Origin of the sequence: Caballeronia sp. LZ034LL (assembly GCF_031451215.1) — a bacterium.
GTDB lineage: Bacteria > Pseudomonadota > Gammaproteobacteria > Burkholderiales > Burkholderiaceae > Caballeronia.
Map to the genome: position 1 here is coordinate 1720520 of NZ_JARUXR010000001.1, position 18935 is coordinate 1739454.

Sequence of the window (18935 nt, forward strand, 5' to 3'; positions counted from 1 at the left end):
GGTCTGTCGAAGCCAACCGCTCATCCGATGGCCAACCTCCTTTCCCGCTGGTTCGGCGCGCAACGCCGCGAGCGCGCGCTGCGCAAGTACGCGATCGACGACACCCTGTGGCAACGCACGCTCGACACCTATCCGTGCTTCGGCCATCTGGACGACGCGGATCTCGGCCGCCTGCGTGAAACCGCGAGCCTGTTCATCGCGCAGAAGGAATTCTCCACCGCGCACGATCTCGAACTGACCGACGCGATGATCGTCTCCATCGCCGCGCAGGCCTGCCTGCCGGTGCTCAATCTCGACCTCGACCTGTATCGCGGCTGGGTGGGCGTGATCGTCTATCCGGGCGAGTTCGTCATCCGCAAGACGGTGGAGGATCAGGACGGCGTGGTGCACGAGATCGAGCACGATGCGAGCGGCGAAGCCTGGGAAGGCGGTCCGGTCGTGCTGTCATGGGAAGACGCGCAGATGGCTGACGGCTCGGACGCGTACAACGTGGTGATCCACGAGTTCGCGCACAAGCTCGACATGGTCACGGGCGAAGCCGACGGCCATCCGCCGCTGTTCCGCCGCTGGCATGCGCCGCTCGACACCGCCGCTTTCGCCGATATCTTCGACAACGCTTACGACCAGTTCTGCGCGCGCGTGGACGCGGTGCCCGAGCGGCGCTGGAGCCGCTTCGAGCGCGAATCGCTGATCGATCCTTACGCGGCGGACCATCCGTCCGAATTTTTCGCGGTATGCAGCGAGGCGCTGTTCGTCACGCCGCGGGCCTTCGAGGCGGAGTATCCGGAGCTCTACCGGCTGCTGGCGCGCTATTACCGGCAGGACCCGGCGGGCACGGGCGCGCTGGACTCCGCCGGCGCCTGACGAAAAACCTCGCAAAGAAGTGTCAACCAACTGATTTTCTGGCATAATCGCCGTTTTTCGACCCTAGGCAAGTGACTCGCGCCGGACGCTTCAGGGCGTTCTCAGACAAGCGCAGCGGGTTGGCTACCGCCAGATACCAGGAAAGACAATGAAAGAAGGCATTCACCCGAATTACCGCGAAGTCCTGTTCATCGACATGTCGAACGACTTCAAGTTTGTGACCCGTTCGACCATCCAGACGCGCGAAACCGCCGAATTCGAAGGCAAGACCTACCCGCTCGCGAAGATCGAAGTGTCGTCGGAATCGCATCCGTTCTACACCGGCCAGCAGAAGATCATGGACACGGCCGGCCGCGTCGAAAAGTTCAACAACAAGTTCGCACGCTTCTCCACCAAGAAGTAAGTCGGGCTTCACGAACTCAGCAAAAAGGGCAGCTCTCGCTGCCCTTTTTTGTCGCCGGACGCTTTGTGTTCCGGCCTGCATCGGCACTGCGCGCGGCATCGTCCTTGCTCGGACAGTCACGATTGCATCACCCCGTTACGGCAAATTCCATCGCAACGCCGGTAATGCCGCCGCGCGACTACAATGCCGGTTGCTCGAGCCCTGCTGCGCCTGCGGCCGAAGCCAGCGCCGCCACCGGGACCGTTTTCCATACAGCCTATCGCATGCGATCCGTCGTTCGTCTGACTGCCTCCGCCACCAGCGCCCTGCCGCGCTGGCTCCTGCTTGCCATCTGCATCGTCTATGCGTCGTTCGGCCTGTTCGGGCGCGATCCGTGGAAGAACGAGGACGCGGCCGGCTTCGGCGTGATGTGGACCATGGCCAACGGCGATGCCCGCGACTGGCTTCTGCCGAATCTCGTCGGCAAGGCGCCCACCGCCGATGGCCCGCTGATGTACTGGCTCGGCGCGTCCGCCATCCGCCTGCTGAGCCCGTGGGTCGACGCGAGCAACGCCTCGCGCGTGGTCACCGGCCTGCTCTTCTGTCTTGCCTGCGCCTTCGTCTGGTACTCGGCCTATCTGCTCGGCCGCCGCGACGAAGCCCAGCCGTTCAAATACGCGTTCGGCGGCGAACCCGAGCCGCGCGACTACGGCCGCACGCTCGCCGACGGCGCCCTCCTGATCCTGCTGGCCTGCTTCGGTCTTGCCGAGCGCGGCCACGAAACCACCGCACAGCTCGCGCAGTTCGCCGGCACCGCGATGCTGCTCTACGGCCTCGTGCGCAGCCTCGACAAGCCCATCCACGGCGGCCTGGTCTGGGGCGCGGCGCTGGGCGTCGTGGCGCTGTCGAGTTCGCCGGTTCTGGTGTTCGCGCTGCTGCTCTGCACCCTCGCGATGACGATCATCGTCAAGCAGGTGCGCGCCCGGCCGCTGATCGTGTACGGCCTGCCGGTCGCGGTGCTGCTGATCGCTGCCTGGGTGCTCCCCGCCCTGCACTTCTATCCCGACGACGGCGAATGGTGGCTGCGCCAGTGGTGGCGCAACAGCTTCTCCTTCTTCTCCGGCACGCCGGGATCCATCTTCGGCTACGCGATCAAGAACCTGCCGCTCTTCACCTGGCCGGCCTGGCCGCTCGCGCTATGGGCCTTCGTCAGTTGGGGCGGCATGCGGCGCTCGCCGCACGTGGGCGTGCCGCTTTCGATCATCGGACCGTTGCTCGTGCTGGTCGTGCTGCAGGCGCATGAAACCAACCGCCTCTTCATGCTGCTGCTGCCGCCGCTCTCGGTGCTCGCGACCTTCGCGCTGCCCACACTGAAGCGCGGCGCGATCAATGCCATCGACTGGTTCGCGATGTTGAGCTTCACCGTCATCGGCACGCTGGTCTGGCTCGTGTGGACCGCCGGCATTTTCGGCTTCCCGGCGTCGATGGCGCGCAATCTCGCGCGTCTCGTGCCCGGCTTCCATCCCGAGTTCAAGCTCCTTTCCTTCGTGTGCGCCGTGGCCGTGACGGTCTGCTGGTTCCTGCTCGCCCGCTGGCGTCTCGCGCGGCATCCGAAGGTGCTGTGGCGCAGCGTCGTGCTGTCCAGCGCAGGCACCACGCTGATGTGGGTGTTGCTCATGACGTTGTGGTTGCCCGTGGTCAACTACAGTCGGACGTATCGCGATGTCGCGGAGCAGATCGCGGACCATCTGCCGCCGGACTACACCTGTATCTCGCCGGTGCGTCTCGGCGACGCGCAGATCGCGACCTTCGCTTATTTCGGCGGCATGCATTTCGCGTTCGACGAGGATTGCGACGTGATCCTGCGCCAGGACCGCGCGGATTACGGCGAACCGTCGTCGCTGTCGGCATTCGAGTGGAAGCTGGTCTGGGAAGGCCGGCGCGTCGCCGACCGGGACGAGCGCTTCCGCCTGTACGTGCGCATCGAGCGTCCGACGCCGCCGCCGCCAAAGCCGCTGCGTCCGAGAAGCCTGCGCCGGAAGCAGTAACGCGATGTCCCCGCTGACGCCCCCGGCCAGCACGACCGGCATGCTGAGCGACGTGCGCAAGATCGCCGCGCTCGCCTGGCCTGTGCTGATCGGCCAGTTGGCCATCATTGCGTTCGGCGTGATCGACACCGCGATGGTCGGCCGCTTCTCCGCCACCGATCTCGCCGCGCTCGGCCTCGGCGGCTCGATCTATATCTCGGTGTACATCGGCCTGACGGGCATCCTGGTGGCCTTGCAGCCGATCGCCGGCCAGCTCTTCGGCGCGGGTCGCGAAAGCGAGATCGGCGAGGAGACGCGTCAGGCGCTGTGGCTCGCCGCCGCGCTCGCCGTGATTGGCTTCGTGCTGCTCTATCACCCCGAACCGCTGCTCTCGCTCGCCAAGGCGCCGCCCGCGCTGCACGACCGCACGGTCGACTATCTGCGCATCCTGTCGTTCGGCCTGCCCGCGAGCCTCGCGTTCCGCGTCTACAGTTCGCTCACCAATGCCGTCGGCAAGCCGCGCCTCGTGATGTTCCTGCAAGTCGGCGGGCTGCTGCTCAAGTTTCCGCTCAACAGCTGGTTCATCTTCGGCGGTGCGGGCGTGCCGGCGCTCGGCGGTCCCGGCTGCGCGCTCGCGAGCACGCTCATCAACTGGGCGCTGGCGATCGTCGGCATGACGGTGCTCGTCCGCTTCGAGTTCTTCCGCCCGTTCGGCATCTTCTCGCAGTTCTGCTGGCCGGTCTGGCGGCGTCAGCTCGCGCTGCTGCGCCTCGGCATTCCGATGGGTCTCTCCTATCTCATCGAGGTGACCTCGTACACCTTCATGGCGCTGTTCATCTCGCGCTTCGGCACGACCACGCTCGCCGGCCACCAGATCGCCGGCAATCTCGGCGCGGTGCTGTACATGACGCCGCTGTCGATCGGCATTGCGTCGTCGACGCTCGTGTCGCAGGCGCTCGGCGCCGGCCGCTACGACGACGCGCGCTCGATCTCGCGTCACGGCATCGGCGTGGCGTGCGTGCTGGCGCTGGTCTATGGCGTGATTCTGGTCGCGGCGCGCCCGCTGATCATCGCCGCCTACACGCCGGATGCGCACGTCATCGCGGCCGCCATGCCGCTCGTGCTGATCATCTTCTTCTATCACCTGTGCGACGCGCTCCAGGTCACGACCGCGTTCGTCCTGCGCGCCTACAAGGTGACGCTGGTGCCGACGCTGATCTATGCGGTCGCGCTGTGGGGCATCGGGCTGGGCGGCGGCTATCTGCTCGGCTTCGACATCGGCGGCGGCGTGCCGGAATGGCTGCAGGGCGCGCGCGGCTTCTGGATCGCCAACTCGGCGAGCCTGGGCGTTGCGGGCATCGGCCTCTTTCTCTACTGGCGGCGCGTCAGCCTGCGGCGCGTCGCGCATGTCGATGCGGACTGACGCAGCCGGAGCGTCAAAAAACACAACCTGGATCGATTGGTAGAAAGAATGACGTAAGCGTCCAGTAGAATTTCGCGTCGAGAGCATCTCGGAGCGAGTGGATGAGCCGCATAACAACGTCACAAAAAAAGTGGATTCTGGCTGCAACCGGGTTGATCGCCGCGCTCGGTTTCGGCGCGTCGATGCATCGGGCCGATGCCGCGCGCATCGCGAGCGTGTCGCCGCAGGGTAAGGTCGCGCAGGTGCGCCAGGTCGTCGCCAAGTTCGACGAACCGATGATCGCCTTCGGCAACGCAGCCGCCGCCGCGCCGGGCAAGCTGGTGTGCAGCGGCGCGGCCACGGCGGGTTCGGGCCGCTGGATCGACGCCCGGACCTGGGCCTTCGACTTCGAGAACGACCTGCCGCCCGGCGTACGCTGCACGCTCGATCTCGCCGACACCCTCAAGTCCGTCGCGGGCAACGCGCTGTCCGGCCCGCGCCATTTCGCCTTCCAGACCGGCGGTCCGTTCGTCACGCGCGTCCTGCCGGGATATGGCGACATCGAAGAGAACCAGGCTTTCGTGCTGCGCCTGAACGGCCCGGCCACGCCGGCTTCGGTGCGTGAACACGTGTGGTGCGAATCCAGTGCGCTCGGCAACCGCATTCCGGTGCGCCTGCTCGACGACGCCGCCCGCACCGCCCTGCTCAAGTATTTCCGGCTGGAGAAGGAAGCCGGCAACGTGCTGACGCTCGCCTGCCAGCAAACCCTGCCCTCGGCAGCCAAGATGCAGCTGGTCTACGGCGCGGGCGTGACCGGTCCGAGCGGCATGGCCAACGAAGTCGAGAAGCGCTTCGACTTCACCGTGCGCGAGCCCTTCACCGCGAGCTTCTCGTGCGAGCGCGAAAACGCGCAGGCGCCCTGCACGCCGCTGCGTCCACTGCGCCTGAACTTCAGCGCGCCGATCACGCGTGCGGACGCGCAGAAGTTCGTGCTGCGCGGGCCGAAGGAAACGGCCGCCCCGCATTTCGACGACACCGACAAGGACGCGGAAGTGAGCGCCGTCGAGTTCGCGGCGCCTTTGCCCGAGCACGCCGATCTCACCATCGACGCCCCCGCGAATCTCAAGGACGTCAGCGGCCGCACGCTCGCCAACGCCGACCTGTTCCCGCTCAAGACCGCGACCGCGCCGATGCCGCCGCTCGCCAAGTTTTCGTCGGGCGCGTTCGGCATCATCGAGCGCTTTGCCGAGCCCGGCATGCCCGCGATGCTGCCCGTCACGCTGCGGCACGTCGAAGCGGATCTGCACGTGCAGGGTTTGAATTCCGGCACTTCCCGGATCACCAAGCTCAAGCTCGATGCCGACCGCGACATCCGCCAATGGATGCGCGCCGTCGATCAGTTCGACGGCATCTCCATGTCGCGTTCGATGATCGAGGAGCGCATGCCGGAGATGCTGCGCAACGGCATCCGTCCGGTCGTGATTCCGAACAGCGACGGCACGGTGTCGAAGGATCCGCAGATCGACGTCCGTTCGCTGTCGATGCTCGCCGGACGCGCGGGCGTCGAGACCTTGACGCTGCCCGCCGCCGATCCCAAGGCGCTGCGGCCCTTCGAGGTAGTCGGTATTCCGCTCACCAAGCCGGGCTTCTATGTCGTCGAACTGCATTCGCCGGCGCTGGGCGCGTCGCTGCTCGGCAAGCCGCAGCCGATGTACGTGCGCACCTCGGTGCTCGTCACCAATCTCGGCGTGCACTTCAAACAGGGCCGCGAGAACAGTCTGGTGTGGGTGACGTCGCTGGATCACGGCAAGCCCGTCGCCAATGCCGATGTGCGCGTGACCGACTGCAACGGCGATGAAATCGCCACCGCGAAGACGGACGCGCAAGGCATCGCGAAGATCGGCAAGACGCTGGCTGCCGCGCGCGAATGCAACGAGAACAGTCTCGCGTGGAGCGGCTTTTTCGTCTCGGCGCGGGTGAACGATCCGGTCACCGGGCCGGACATGGCGTTCGTGCTGTCCGACTGGAATCGCGGCATCGAGTCATGGCGCTTCAACGTGCCGACCGACATGAGCACCACGCGCAGCGTGCGCGCGCATACCGTGTTCGACCGCACGCTGCTGCGCGCCGGCGAGACGGTGTCGATGAAGCATCTGCTGCGCGTCGAGACGCTCAACGGCTTCGCGTTTGCGCCCGACAATCCGGGCCGCGTGACGATCCGGCACACCGGCAGCGGCCAGACCTGGCACATGCCGCTCAAGTGGACGGCCGACCACAGCGCCGATTCCACCTTCACGGTGCCGGTCGCGGCGAAGCTCGGCGAATACACGGTGACGCTGGATAACGGCGCCATCGCCGCGCCCGGACAAAAGAACGGAGACGATGACGCCGACGACGCCGAAGACAGCGGCGTCACCCGGTCGTATGAGTCGGGCAGCTTCCGGGTGGAGGAATTCCGCCTGCCGGTCTTCAAAGGCTCGATCACCGCCGGCGACGGCGCATCGCCCGGTCTCGTCGCCGCGCAGGACGCGCCGGTCGCGGTGCGGATGGAATACGTGCAAGGCGGACCGGCATCGAATCTGCCGGTGCAGGTGTCGGCGCTGGTGCGTGACGTCACGCCGCCGTTCGCCGCGCAGTACGACGCGTACAGCTTCGCGCCGTGGCGCAAGCCGTCCGGCGACGGCGCCAGCGCCCCCGCCGAGGACGAAGCCAGCGAGCAGCAGGCCGACGCCACGACGAAGCTCATCGCCGACAAGCTGCGCATGACGCTCGATCGCGACGGCGCCGGCAAGCTCACCATCAAGCCGCTGCCCGCGGTGGAAGCGCCGAAACGCCTCGCGCTCGAAGCGAGCTTCGCCGATCCGAACGGCGAGATCCAGACCATCAGCGGCGGCACGACGCTGTGGCCCGCCGCCGTGGCGGTCGGCGTAAAGGCGGGCCATTGGGTGTCGGTCGGCGGCAAGCTGCCGGTGCAGGCGCTGGCGCTCGATCTGCAAGGCAAGCCGCGCGCGGGCGTCGCCGTGGAAATCAAGGCGGTGGCGCGCATCATGTCGAGTTCGCGCAAACGCATGGTCGGCGGCTTCTATGCGTATGACAACCACACCGAAATCAAGGATCTCGGCGCGCTGTGCAGCGGCAAGAGCGACGATCACGGCATCGTCTCGTGCGACGTCGCCATCAAGGAGCCCGGCAATGTCGATCTGATCGCCATCGCGAAAGACAGCGACGGCCGCGCGGCCAACGCCAGCACCTCCGTGTGGGTCACGCGCGCGGACGAACTGTGGTTCGGCGGCGAGAACACGGACCGCATCGACGTCCTGCCCGAGAAAACCAGCTACGAGCCCGGCGAGACCGCGCGCTTCCAGGTGCGGATGCCGTTCCGGTCGGCCACGGCGCTCGTCGCGGTGGAGCGCGAGGGCGTCGTCGAGACGCGGGTGGTCGAACTCAATGGGCGCGACCCGACCGTCGAACTGAAGGTCGAGGATTCGTGGGGGCCGAACGTGTACGTGTCGGTGCTCGCGATTCGCGGACGCATCCGCGACGTGCCGTGGTACTCCTTCTTCACGTGGGGCTGGAAAGCGCCGCTCGACTGGGCCCGCGCCTTCTGGTACGAAGGCCGCCAGTATCAGGCGCCGACACCGCTCGTCGATCTGTCGAAGCCCGCGTTCCGCTACGGGCTCGCGTCGATCAAGGTCGGCACGGCGTCGCACCGGCTCGCGGTCAGCGTGACGCCGGACGCGAAGTCCTACACCGTGCGCGGCAAGGCCCACGTGCAGGTCAAGGTAACGCTGCCCGACGGCAAGCCCGCGCCCGCGGGCACGCAGATCGCCGTCGCGGCGGTGGACGAAGCCCTGCTGGAACTGATGCCGAACCAAAGCTGGGACGTGCTCGACGCGATGCTGCAGCAACGCGCATACGGCGTCGAAACGGCGACGGCGCAGATGGAAATCATCGGGCGGCGTCACTTCGGACGCAAGGCGGTGCCGGCGGGCGGCGGCGGCGGTCATGCCGCCACGCGCGAGCTGTTCGACACGCTGCTGCTGTGGAATCCGCGCGTCACGCTCGATGCACAAGGCGAAGCCAAGGTCGACGTGCCGCTCAACGATGCGCTGACGCGCTTTCGCATCGTCGCGGTCGCTGCGGTGGGCGCGGGGCGCTTCGGCACCGGCAGCGCGTCGATCCAGAGCACGCAGGACCTGCAACTGATCTCGGGATTGCCGCCGCTGATTCGCGTCGGCGATGCGTTCCGCGCGCAGTTCACGCTGCGCAACACCACGCCGCGCGCGATGCGGGTCGTCGTCACGCCGCACGCCGGAGCGCTGGCGCTCGACGCGCGCACCGTGGAGCTCGGCGCGAACGCGTCGCGGGACGTGGCGTGGGACGTCACAATGCCCGACATCCCGCGCGTTGCGCCATCCGCGAGTCTCGCGTGGGAGGTCAGCGCGGCGGAACAGGCCGGCCCCAAGGCCAGCGACGCCGTGAAGATCACGCAGCGTGTCGTCCCGGCCGTTCCCGTCACCGTGCAGCAGGCGACCCTCGCGCAAGTGGATGGCTCGCTCACGCTGCCGGTCGCGCCGCCCGCCGATGCCCTCCTCTCGGGCAACGGCGCGGCGCGCGGCGGCATTGCAGTGTCGATGCAGCCGAAGCTCGCCGACGGCTTGCCGGGCGTGCGCCGCTGGTTCGAGCGCTATCCGTACAACTGCCTGGAGCAGCAGACCTCGCGCGCGCTCGGTCTGATGGACGCGGCGCAGTGGCAGGCGGTGCTCGCGAAGATGCCGACCTATCTGGACCGCGATGGCCTCGCGAACTACTTCCCGCCCGCCGATGACGAACGTCCCACCGGCAGTCCCGCGCTCACCGCGTACCTGCTGGCCGTGTCCGACGAAGCAGCGCGGCTGGACAGCCGCTTCGCCCTGCCCGCCGACCTGCGCGGACAGATGGCCGCGGGCCTGGCGAATTTCGTCGAAGGCAAGATCACGCGCACGTTCTGGGCGCCGCGCAACGACCTCGACTACGAGAAACTCGCGGCTATCGAAGCGCTGTCGCGCTACGGTCTGGCGCAGCCGCGCATGCTCGGTTCCATCACGGTCGCGCCGGATCAATGGCCGACCTCCGCCGTGCTCGACTACTACGCGATCCTGTCGCGCGTCGACGGCATCCCCGAGCGCGACGCGAAACGCGCGCAAGCCGAGCAGATCATCCGCGCGCGGCTCACGTATCAGGGCACGCGCGTCGGCTTCTCGACCGAGCGCGACGACGATCTCTGGTGGCTCATGACCGGCACCGAAACCAATGCCGCGCGCACGGCGCTGCTCTTCGCCGATGCGCCGGGCTGGAAGGAGGAGATGCCGCGCATCGTCACGGGGCTGCTCGCGCTGCAGAAGAACGGCGCGTGGCAGACCACCACGTCGAACCTGTGGGGCACGCTGGCCGTGAGCCGGTTCTCGCAGGTGTTCGAGAGCACGCCCGTCACCGGACACACGTCGATCAAGCTGGGCACGGCCACGCAGGACATCGGGTGGAACGGCCCGGGCAAGCCCGAGAAGGCGCGCAGCGTGTTGTTGCCGTGGACCACCGGGTCGCTCGCGCTGACGCAGGACGGCACCGGCAAACCCTGGGCAACCGTCGAAAGCCTCGCGGCAGTCGCGTTGAAAGCGCCGTTCGCGGCGGGCTACCGCATCTCGAAGACGCTGACGCCCGTGGACCCGGCCGTGAAGGGCAAGCTCTCGCGTGGGGACATCGTGCGCGTGCATCTCGACATCGACGCGCAAAGCGACATGACCTGGGTCGTCGTCAACGATCCGATACCCGCGGGCGCGACGATCCTCGGCTCCGGGCTCGGCCGCGATTCGGCTGCCGCGACCTCGGGCGAGAAAACCGCGGCCGGCGCGTGGCCGACGTTCGTCGAGCGCGGCTTCGAGGGCTATCGCACGTATTACGACTATCTGCCGAAGGGGAAGATCCAGGTCGAATACACGATGCGGCTGAACAATCCGGGCACCTTCGGCCTGCCGCCGACGCGCGTCGAAGCGCTCTACGCGCCCTCGGCGTTCGGCGCGCTGCCGAATGCGCCGATGGTGGTCGAGCCGCTCGCGGCGAAGTAAGCCCATGAGACGCGCCGCGCTCCTTGCCCTCTTCACGCTGCTGAGCGCGGCGGCGCATGCGGCGCCGCGCTTCGATGAAGTGCGCGCGGCATGGCGCAGTTCCGACTGGGTTCTGCTCGCCCGCGACGGCACGCCGCTGCAGCGTACGCGCATCGACACCCGCGCGCGGCGCGGCGACTGGGTCGCGCTCGCGGATGTGTCGCCGGCCCTGCGCGAGGCGATCGTCGTCTCGGAGGACAAGCGCTTCTACGACCACGCGGGCGTCGACTGGCGCGGCGCGGCGGCGGCAGCGTGGGGCAATCTCTGGAACACGCGCACGCGCGGCGCATCGACGGTGACGATGCAGCTCACCGGCCTCATCGACGACAACGGCAAGCCGGCCGGACGGCGCTCGATCGGCGAGAAGGCCGAACAGACCATCGGCGCGCTGTGGCTTGAACGCAGTTGGCGCAAGGACCAGATTCTTGAGGCTTATCTCAACCTCGTGCCGTTTCGTGGCGAGCTTGTCGGTTTGTCGGCGTTGTCGCAGACGCTGTTCGGCAAGGCGCCCTCGGGGCTCGACGAGCGCGAGTCCGCCCTCACCGCCGCGCTGATCCGCGCGCCCAATGCGTCCTACGCGAAGGTCGCGGCGCGCGCCTGCGTGATCCTGCGCGACATGCAGACGCTGCACGGCGCGGGCAAGACCGCTTCCGCCGATCCGTGCATCAATCTTCCAGCCTACGTGCAGCTGGCGTTGAGCCGCACGGCCTCCGCGCCCGCGTTCGCACAGGGCGACGATGCCCTCGCGCCGCATCTCGCGCGGCGCATCGCGGGCGAAACGCATCCGGCGGCGGGCGCGCGCGTGCGCTCGACGCTCGATGCGCGCCTGCAGCGTTTTACCCGCGACACGCTTGTACGCACGCTCGCCGAGCTGAATGCGCGCGCGCATCCGCGCAACGTGCATGACGCGGCGGCGGTCGTGATCGACAACCAGTCGGGCGACGTGCTGGCGTGGGTCGGCTCGGCGGGCGCGCTCTCGAACGCGCCCGAAGTCGATGCGGCGCTGGCCGCGCGTCAGGCCGGCTCGACGCTGAAGCCGTTTCTCTATGCGCAGGCCATCGACGAAAAGCGCGTCACCGCCGCGACGCTGCTCGACGATGCCCCGCTCGATCTCGCCACCGGCGGCGGCCTGTATATCCCGCAGAACTACGATCACGACTTCAAGGGCTGGGTGAGCGTGCGCACGGCGCTCGGTTCGTCGCTGAACGTGCCGGCGGTGCGCACGCTCGTGATGGTGACGCCGCACCGTTTCGCGAAGACGCTGGTCGCGCTCGGCCTGCCGCTCACGCAGGCCGGCGATTACTACGGCTTCAGCCTCGCGCTCGGCAGCGCGGACGTGACGCTGGCTTCGCTCGTCAACGCCTATCGCACGCTGGCGAACGGCGGCGTCGCGCGGCCTTTCTTCGATGTCGCCGACCACGCGCCCGCGCCTGCCGGCACGCGCGTGTTCAGCGCGGACGCGAGCTACATCGTCACCGACATCCTCGCCGACAACAACGCGCGCACCCGCACCTTCGGCTTCGACAGCGTGCTCGCGACACGAAGCTTCAGCGCGGTGAAGACCGGCACGAGCAAGGACATGCGCGACAACTGGACGGTGGGCTTCACGTCGCGCTACACCGTGGGCGTGTGGGTCGGCAATGCCGACGGCCAGCCGATGTGGGACGTCTCGGGCGTGACCGGCGCGGCGCCGATCTGGAACGGGATCGTCAACTATCTGAACCGGCGTTCCTCGAGCCGTGCGCCGCAGGCTCCGGCTGGCGTGGTGCGGACCACGGTCAGCTATCAGGACGATGTCGAACCGACGCGTGGCGAGTGGTTCGTGCGCGGCACGCAGATGAGCAGCATCGGGCTTTCGGCCAGTGCGCTGCAAAACGGGCAAGGCACGGCGAGCGGCGTGGATGCGCAGGCCGCTCGCATCGGCGCGCCGACGAACGGCACCATTTTTGCGCTCGATCCGGACATTCCGCCCGCGCGCCAGCGCGTCTGGTTCGAACGAAGCGCAAGCAGCGCCCGGCTCGCATGGCATCTCGACGGCAAGCCGTATGGCCAGGACGCGCGCGCGGCGTGGCTGCCGTGGCCCGGAAGGCACGTGCTGGAACTCGTGGATGCACATGGACAGCCGGTCGACACGGTCGCCTTCGAAGTGCGCGGCGCGTTCGCGCGGGCGCAGGAACCGCCGCGTCATCCGTCGGGCGCTTCGCCGCGTTAAGAAAAATGCGGGAGCGCGGCAGAACGTGCGCCGTGCGAGCCGTCATCGTCCGGGACGGATTTGCCCTATTCTTAACGGCATCGTCTTTTACGGCCCGGACCTATCGATTCGTCATCTGTTTCTCTCAAGCCTGGAGTGCCGTCATGCTGAAAAAGCTGCTGATGTTGTGCTTTGCGTTCATGCTGTCGATCGGGGCGGCCTTCGCCGCGGTCGACGTCAATACCGCCGATCAGGCCGCGCTGGAATCGGTGAAGGGACTCGGGCCGGTGAAGTCGAAGGCGATCGTCGACGAACGCACGAAGAACGGCCCCTTCAAGGACGCCGACGATCTCGCGACGCGCGTCAAGGGACTCGGCACCAAGTCGGTGGCCAATCTCGAGCAGAATGGCCTGACGATCGGCGGATCTTCGCTTCCCCCGTCCGGCGAGACTGCCAGGCCGACCACGACCCAGGGCGGCAGCGCCGCGCCGAACTCGACGGTGAAGTCCTCGACGGCGGCCACCGCCGCAACCTCGCCCGCCGCGACCACCGCGCAAACGCCGGCCGCCGCGCCGGCATCGGGCACGAAGGCATCGAAGAAGTCAAAGAAGGACAGCGCAGCGGCGGCAGCGGCGGCATCGGGCCCGGCGATGGCGGCCAGCGAAGCGAAACCCGCCAAAGCAAAACGCAGCAAGAAGGACAAGGCCGCCAGCGCCGCGGCCGCAAGTCAGTAAGCGTAAGCTTGTACCGGGAACCTTGGCGAAGGCCTGCTGCCTCTGTCGATGAACCCCGGCTGATCGTCGTCACGCGGCCCGAAGGACAGGGCCGCCGCCCGCGCCGCCGCGGATCCCAGTTCTTCCGGGCTGCGGCGCCGCATCCCTCCCTCAACCCCTTCAGTGAGACCGTCATGAGCCTACTCGATATCCTCGCCTCCTCCCTCGGCAATTCAGCGCAACCGAACGGCCAACCCGGCCAGCCCGGTCAACCCGGCCAGACGGGGCAAGCCACGCTGATCGCGGCGGCGCTCGAATTCGTCAACAGCCAGCCGGGCGGCATCATGGGGCTGATCCAGCGCTTCCACGAGCACGGTGCGGGCGATATCGTCCAGTCATGGATCGGCACCGGCGAAAATCAGCCGATCAGCCCCGACACGCTCACCAACGTGCTCGGCCACGACAATGTCGGCGCGCTGGCGCAGAAAGCCGGCGTGTCCGGCGATCAGCTCTCGGGCATGCTGGCGGCCGTGCTGCCGCATGTCGTCGATCGCGCGACGCCGAACGGCGAAGTGCCCCCGGAAGGCAAGCTCGACCTCACCGGCGTGCTCGGCTCGCTCGGCGGTCTGGCAGGCTTGTTCGGCAAGAGCGAAGAACCAAAGCAAGGCTGAAGGGCGCCTGCTTCGCGCCGTCCGCGCATGGCTTAGCGCGCGGACAGCCTGCGCGTCATGTCCGCGATGATCGTATGGCGGATCACGCGCAGGCAGGTCAACTCGCCGCCGAGCGTTGCGGCCAGCGCCGGCCGTTCGGCCAGCAGCGCCGCGTTCTCCTGCTCGACCCGCGCGTAGAGCCCGGCGGCGGCGTCGATGATGGCGTTCGTCAGCGCGTCCAGCAGGCGCTGGGCGGTCTTGCCCGCGATGCCCAGAACCTCGCCCGCCCGCAACAGCAGCGCGCGATCGAAATCCTCGTAGTGACGCGCGCCGAGTATGTCCCAGGCAAACACCGCGCGCTTCGGCCAGTCCGTCTTCTGATAGGACGGCGTGGCATAGGCCGCGACGCTCAGCAAGTCGTAAAACGGCGCAAGCTGGATGCCCTCGCTCGACACGAGGAAGCTCAGGTTCTTCAAATGCGCGTCCGAATTGCCGACCAGCACGTTGAACACCAGCCATGAAAACAGGCGGGTCCGCGCCGCCGCCTGATTGCGGCAACGCGCGGCGAGCGTCGCGAGTTGTTCGACACTGCCCTGCTCGTACTTGAAGGTGCGCGCGAGATCGAGCAACTGGCATGCGTCGATGCTATGCAGCCGGCGCCACGCACCCGCGCGCGACTCGCGGTCGAAGCGGTCGATCAGATACACGGGCGACGGCACATAGCGCCGGTGGACTTTCGGCACGCCGAGCCGAAGCATGTCGGCGAGCGTCATCACGAACCATTCGTTGATGACCGAATGGGGATAATCATCGGCATCCTGATGATTCGGCTTCAGGATATGCGTCGACGGCGTGCTTCCGGCGGGTTCATGCAGCGCGCCGTCGTGCAACATGACGGCCAGCTTGTGCTGCGCACCCGCCAGCGACATGCGCTTGATGGCGCCGTGCGTGAGCGGCACGCGCGGCAAGGCATCGATGCGAGCCTGAAGGGCATCGTCGGGCAGCGGGCGCGCCGTTGTCTCGCTCGTCTCGCGCACGCCCGGAGGCGTGAGCGTGACCGACCCCGCCGATTCCGCGCCATAGTGCGCGAGCAGTGCGAACGCGTCGGCTTCGTTGCGGATCGACGCGTCGCGCGCGAGCAGCGTACGCTGACCTCCCTCCGGCAACAGATTGTCGAAGTACCACTGCACCGCGCGGCGCGTGCTGCCGTCGCGCAGCGTCTCGGCCTGCAACGGCAGCGCCGGACTCAACGGATAACTTTCCGCATGGTCGCGCCATGAAGGCAGATAGGTGAACGACCAGATGTCGTCGTCGGCGTTGAGCAAGCCGACTTCCGTGTCATTGATGCTCGCAATCAGGCTGCGGCGCGCCTGGGACGGCGCATCATCCGGCGCTACGGCTTCAGGACTCATCGTTGTCCTCGCGCGCGCCGCCGTTGCTCACGTCCGTAGCGCTTGATCGCTTCGCCGGCGAACAGCTCGCCGGCTTCGTCGGGGATATCGACCGTCAGGCGCACGCCCAGACCTTCCAGCACCTGGAACAGCTTGCCCCATTGCACGCTTTCAGCGCCGCTCTCGATCTTGCCGAGAAAGCTCTCGCTTACGCCGATGCTGCCGGCAGCGTCGTCCTGGCGCAGCCGCTGGGCCTTGCGGGCCGACCGCACCGCCACGCCGATGTCATGTGGATTTCGGATATCGATTTTCATGAAAATCCTTTCGATCGAAGAGATTATACCGTCGATCGCCTGACACACTTTAAAATCTCGTCGATCGAAGAGATTTCTGGCTTCTCACAAAGCCAAACCATCAAAATCCCTTCGACCGCATGGAATCTCAGCCCAAATAAAAAAGGCAACAAATCGCTTCGTTGCCTTTCTTCGGTCAACACGAACCGTCCCGCAGGACGGCCCGCCTGTCTTCAATGAATCACGCGGTCGAACACGAACTTGCCTTCCCGCACGTCCACCGGAATCACATCCTTCGGCCCGAATCGCCCTGCGAGGATCAGCTTGGCGACCGGATTCTCGATCTCCTGCTGGATGGCGCGCTTCAACGGCCGTGCGCCGAACAGCGGGTCGTAGCCCACTTTGCCGATCTGCTCGAGCGCCACATCGGACACTTCCAGCTGCATGTCCAGCTTCGCAAGACGCTCCTGCAAGCGCTGCAGCTGGATCTTCGCGATCGATTCGATGTTGCTGCGATCGAGCGCATGGAACACGACGACGTCGTCGATCCGGTTCAGGAATTCCGGCCGGAAGTGCAGCTTCACTTCTTCCCACACGGCGTCCTTCACCTTCTCCTGCGGCTCGCCGACCATGCCCTGGATGACTTGCGAACCGAGGTTCGAGGTCATCACGATCACCGTGTTCTTGAAGTCGACGGTGCGGCCCTGGCCATCGGTCATGCGGCCATCGTCGAGCACCTGGAGCAGCACGTTGAAGACGTCCGGATGCGCCTTCTCGATTTCATCGAGGAGGATCACGCTGTACGGCTTGCGACGCACGGCTTCGGTCAGGTAACCGCCCTCCTCGTAGCCGACGTACCCCGGCGGCGCGCCGATCAGCCGCGCGACGCTGTGCTTCTCCATGAACTCGCTCATGTCGATGCGGATCAGATGGTCTTCCGAATCGAACAGGAACGACGCGAGCGCCTTGCACAGTTCGGTCTTGCCGACGCCCGTCGGCCCGAGGAACAGGAACGACCCATACGGCCGGTTCGGATCCGACAGCCCCGCGCGCGAGCGGCGAATGGCGTCCGCCACCGCGCCGATGGCCTCGTCCTGGCCGATCACGCGTTCATGCAGCTTGGACTCGATCTGCAGGAGCTTCTCGCGCTCGCCCTGCATCATGCGCGCCACCGGAATGCCGGTGGAACGCGACACGACTTCCGCGATTTCCTCCGCGCCGACCTGCGTGCGCAGCAGACGCGGCCGGGTGGGGTTGTTCTGCTCCTGCGACTCGGCCTGCGTCACCTGCTTGAGCCGCGCCTCGAGTTCCGGCAGCTTGCCGTATTGCAGCTCGGCGACCTTCTCCAGCTTGCCTTCGCGCTGCAGACGAGTGATGTCGGCGCGCACCTTCTCGATCTCTTCCTTCAGTTGCGCGCTGCCCTGCACCGCGGCCTTCTCCGCCGTCCAGATTTCCTCGAGATCGGAATATTCGCGGTTGAGCCGCTCGATCTCTTCCTCGATCAGTTGCAGGCGCTTCTGCGACGCTTCGTCCTTCTCCTTCTTCACCGCTTCGCGCTCGATCTTCAACTGGATGAGACGGCGGTCCAGCTTGTCCATCTCTTCGGGCTTCGAATCGATTTCCATCTTGATGCGCGACGCGGCCTCGTCGATCAGGTCGATGGCCTTGTCCGGCAGGAACCGGTCCGTGATATAGCGATGCGACAGTTCCGCCGCCGCGACGATGGCCGGGTCGGTGATTTCCACGCCGTGATGCAGTTCGTACTTCTCTTGCAGCCCGCGCAGGATGGCGATGGTCGCCTCGACCGACGGTTCGTCGACGAGCACCTTCTGGAAACGACGCTCCAGCGCCGCGTCCTTCTCGATGTACTTGCGGTATTCGTCGAGCGTCGTAGCGCCGATGCAATGCAGTTCGCCGCGCGACAAGGCCGGCTTCAGCATGTTGCCCGCATCCATCGCGCCTTCGGCCTTGCCGGCGCCGACCATGGTGTGGATTTCATCGATGAAGACGATGGTCTGCCCTTCGTCCTTCGCGATGTCGTTGAGCACGGACTTGAGGCGTTCCTCGAACTCGCCGCGATACTTCGCGCCGGCGAGCAGCGCCGCCATGTCGAGCGACAGCACGCGCTTGCCCTTGAGCGTCTCCGGCACTTCGCCATTGACGATGCGCTGCGCGAGCCCTTCCACGATGGCCGTCTTGCCGACGCCCGGCTCGCCGATCAGCACCGGATTGTTCTTGGTGCGGCGCTGGAGGATCTGGATGGAGCGGCGGATTTCGTCGTCGCGGCCGATGACCGGATCCAGCTTGCCCGCACGGGCGCGTTCCGTCAGGTCGACGGTGTATTTCTTGAGCGCCTCGCGCTGGCTTTCGGCGTCCTGGCTGTCGACCTGGGCGCCGCCGCGCACCGCGTTGATGGCCGCTTCGAGCGCCCGGCGCGTGAGGCCGTGCTGTTTCGCGAGGCGGCCCGCTTCGCCACGATCGTCCGCGACGGCGATCAGGAACATCTCGCTCGCGATATACGTGTCGTTGAGTTTCTGCGCTTCCTTGTCGGCGGTGTTGAGCAGGCCGGCCAGGTCGCGGCTTACTTGCACGTTGCCGTCGGTGCCTTGCACCTGCGGAAGGCGGCTGATGGCGTCATTGAGGGCGGTCTGAAGCGCCTGAACCTGCACGCCCGCGTGCGACAGCAACGAACGCGCGGAGCCGTCCTGCTGCGCGAGCAATGCCGACAGCAGATGCACCGGCTCGATGTATTGATTGTCGTGCCCGACCGCCAGGCTTTGCGCATCCGAGAGCGCTTCCTGGAATTTGGTGGTGAGTTTGTCGATTCTCATTGGGTTGAAGCTCCGATTCTGAATACTTCCAAAATGAGGCGCTTCGGG

General features: G+C 66.8%; 11 protein-coding genes. 8 read left to right on the top strand and 3 right to left on the bottom strand.

Going from position 1 to position 18935, the window contains the following annotated elements; all coding sequences use genetic code 11:
- The first annotated feature begins 27 nt into the window (after positions 1-27).
- The 8 genes from QCE83_RS07905 to QCE83_RS07940 all read left to right on the top strand — a co-directional run bounded on the left by QCE83_RS07905 (position 28) and on the right by QCE83_RS07940 (position 14393).
- Positions 28-864: a zinc-dependent peptidase gene (locus QCE83_RS07905; protein WP_309808517.1), complete on the top strand. Its 837-nt coding sequence runs from the start codon at positions 28-30 to the stop codon at positions 862-864.
- 148 nt (positions 865-1012) lie between these two features.
- Entirely contained in the window at positions 1013-1267 is a 255-nt protein-coding gene (locus QCE83_RS07910; RefSeq protein WP_050452857.1) for a type B 50S ribosomal protein L31, read from the top strand.
- 263 nt (positions 1268-1530) lie between these two features.
- Positions 1531-3294 (top strand): glycosyltransferase family 39 protein, encoded by a 1764-nt coding sequence (locus tag QCE83_RS07915; RefSeq protein ID WP_309808518.1) that lies wholly within the window; start codon positions 1531-1533, stop codon positions 3292-3294.
- A gap of 40 nt (positions 3295-3334) precedes the next feature.
- Positions 3335-4696, top strand: a complete 1362-nt coding sequence (locus tag QCE83_RS07920; protein ID WP_309811534.1) for an MATE family efflux transporter — start codon at positions 3335-3337, stop codon at positions 4694-4696.
- Positions 4697-4797: 101 nt separating this feature from the next.
- Positions 4798-10779, top strand: coding sequence for an MG2 domain-containing protein (locus QCE83_RS07925; RefSeq protein ID WP_309808519.1), 5982 nt, complete (start codon positions 4798-4800; stop codon positions 10777-10779).
- Positions 10780-10783: 4 nt separating this feature from the next.
- Positions 10784-13030, top strand: a complete 2247-nt coding sequence (gene pbpC, locus QCE83_RS07930; RefSeq protein ID WP_309808521.1) for a penicillin-binding protein 1C — start codon at positions 10784-10786, stop codon at positions 13028-13030.
- Between the two features lie 143 nt (positions 13031-13173).
- Entirely contained in the window at positions 13174-13743 is a 570-nt protein-coding gene (locus QCE83_RS07935) for a helix-hairpin-helix domain-containing protein (protein WP_309808522.1), read from the top strand.
- Between the two features lie 8 nt (positions 13744-13751).
- The gene (locus QCE83_RS07940) at positions 13752-14393 is read left to right on the top strand and encodes a YidB family protein (protein WP_404984302.1); all 642 of its coding nucleotides are present in this window, start codon (positions 13752-13754) and stop codon (positions 14391-14393) included.
- Between the two features lie 32 nt (positions 14394-14425).
- On the opposite strand, the gene QCE83_RS07945 is transcribed toward QCE83_RS07940, so the two are convergent.
- From QCE83_RS07945 to clpB, 3 genes are all read right to left on the bottom strand, one after another.
- On the bottom strand, positions 14426-15784 hold the full coding sequence (locus tag QCE83_RS07945; protein WP_309808524.1) for a HipA domain-containing protein: 1359 nt from the start codon (positions 15782-15784) through the stop codon (positions 14426-14428).
- Positions 15781-16077 carry a helix-turn-helix domain-containing protein gene (locus tag QCE83_RS07950; protein WP_309811538.1) on the bottom strand — a complete coding sequence of 99 codons (297 nt, stop codon included), beginning with the start codon at positions 16075-16077 and terminating at the stop codon, positions 15781-15783. Before QCE83_RS07950 ends, QCE83_RS07945 begins: the two co-directional genes overlap by 4 nt.
- Before the next feature lie 212 nt (positions 16078-16289).
- Entirely contained in the window at positions 16290-18887 is a 2598-nt protein-coding gene (gene clpB / locus QCE83_RS07955) for an ATP-dependent chaperone ClpB (protein WP_309808525.1), read from the bottom strand.
- Positions 18888-18935: the final 48 nt, after the last annotated feature.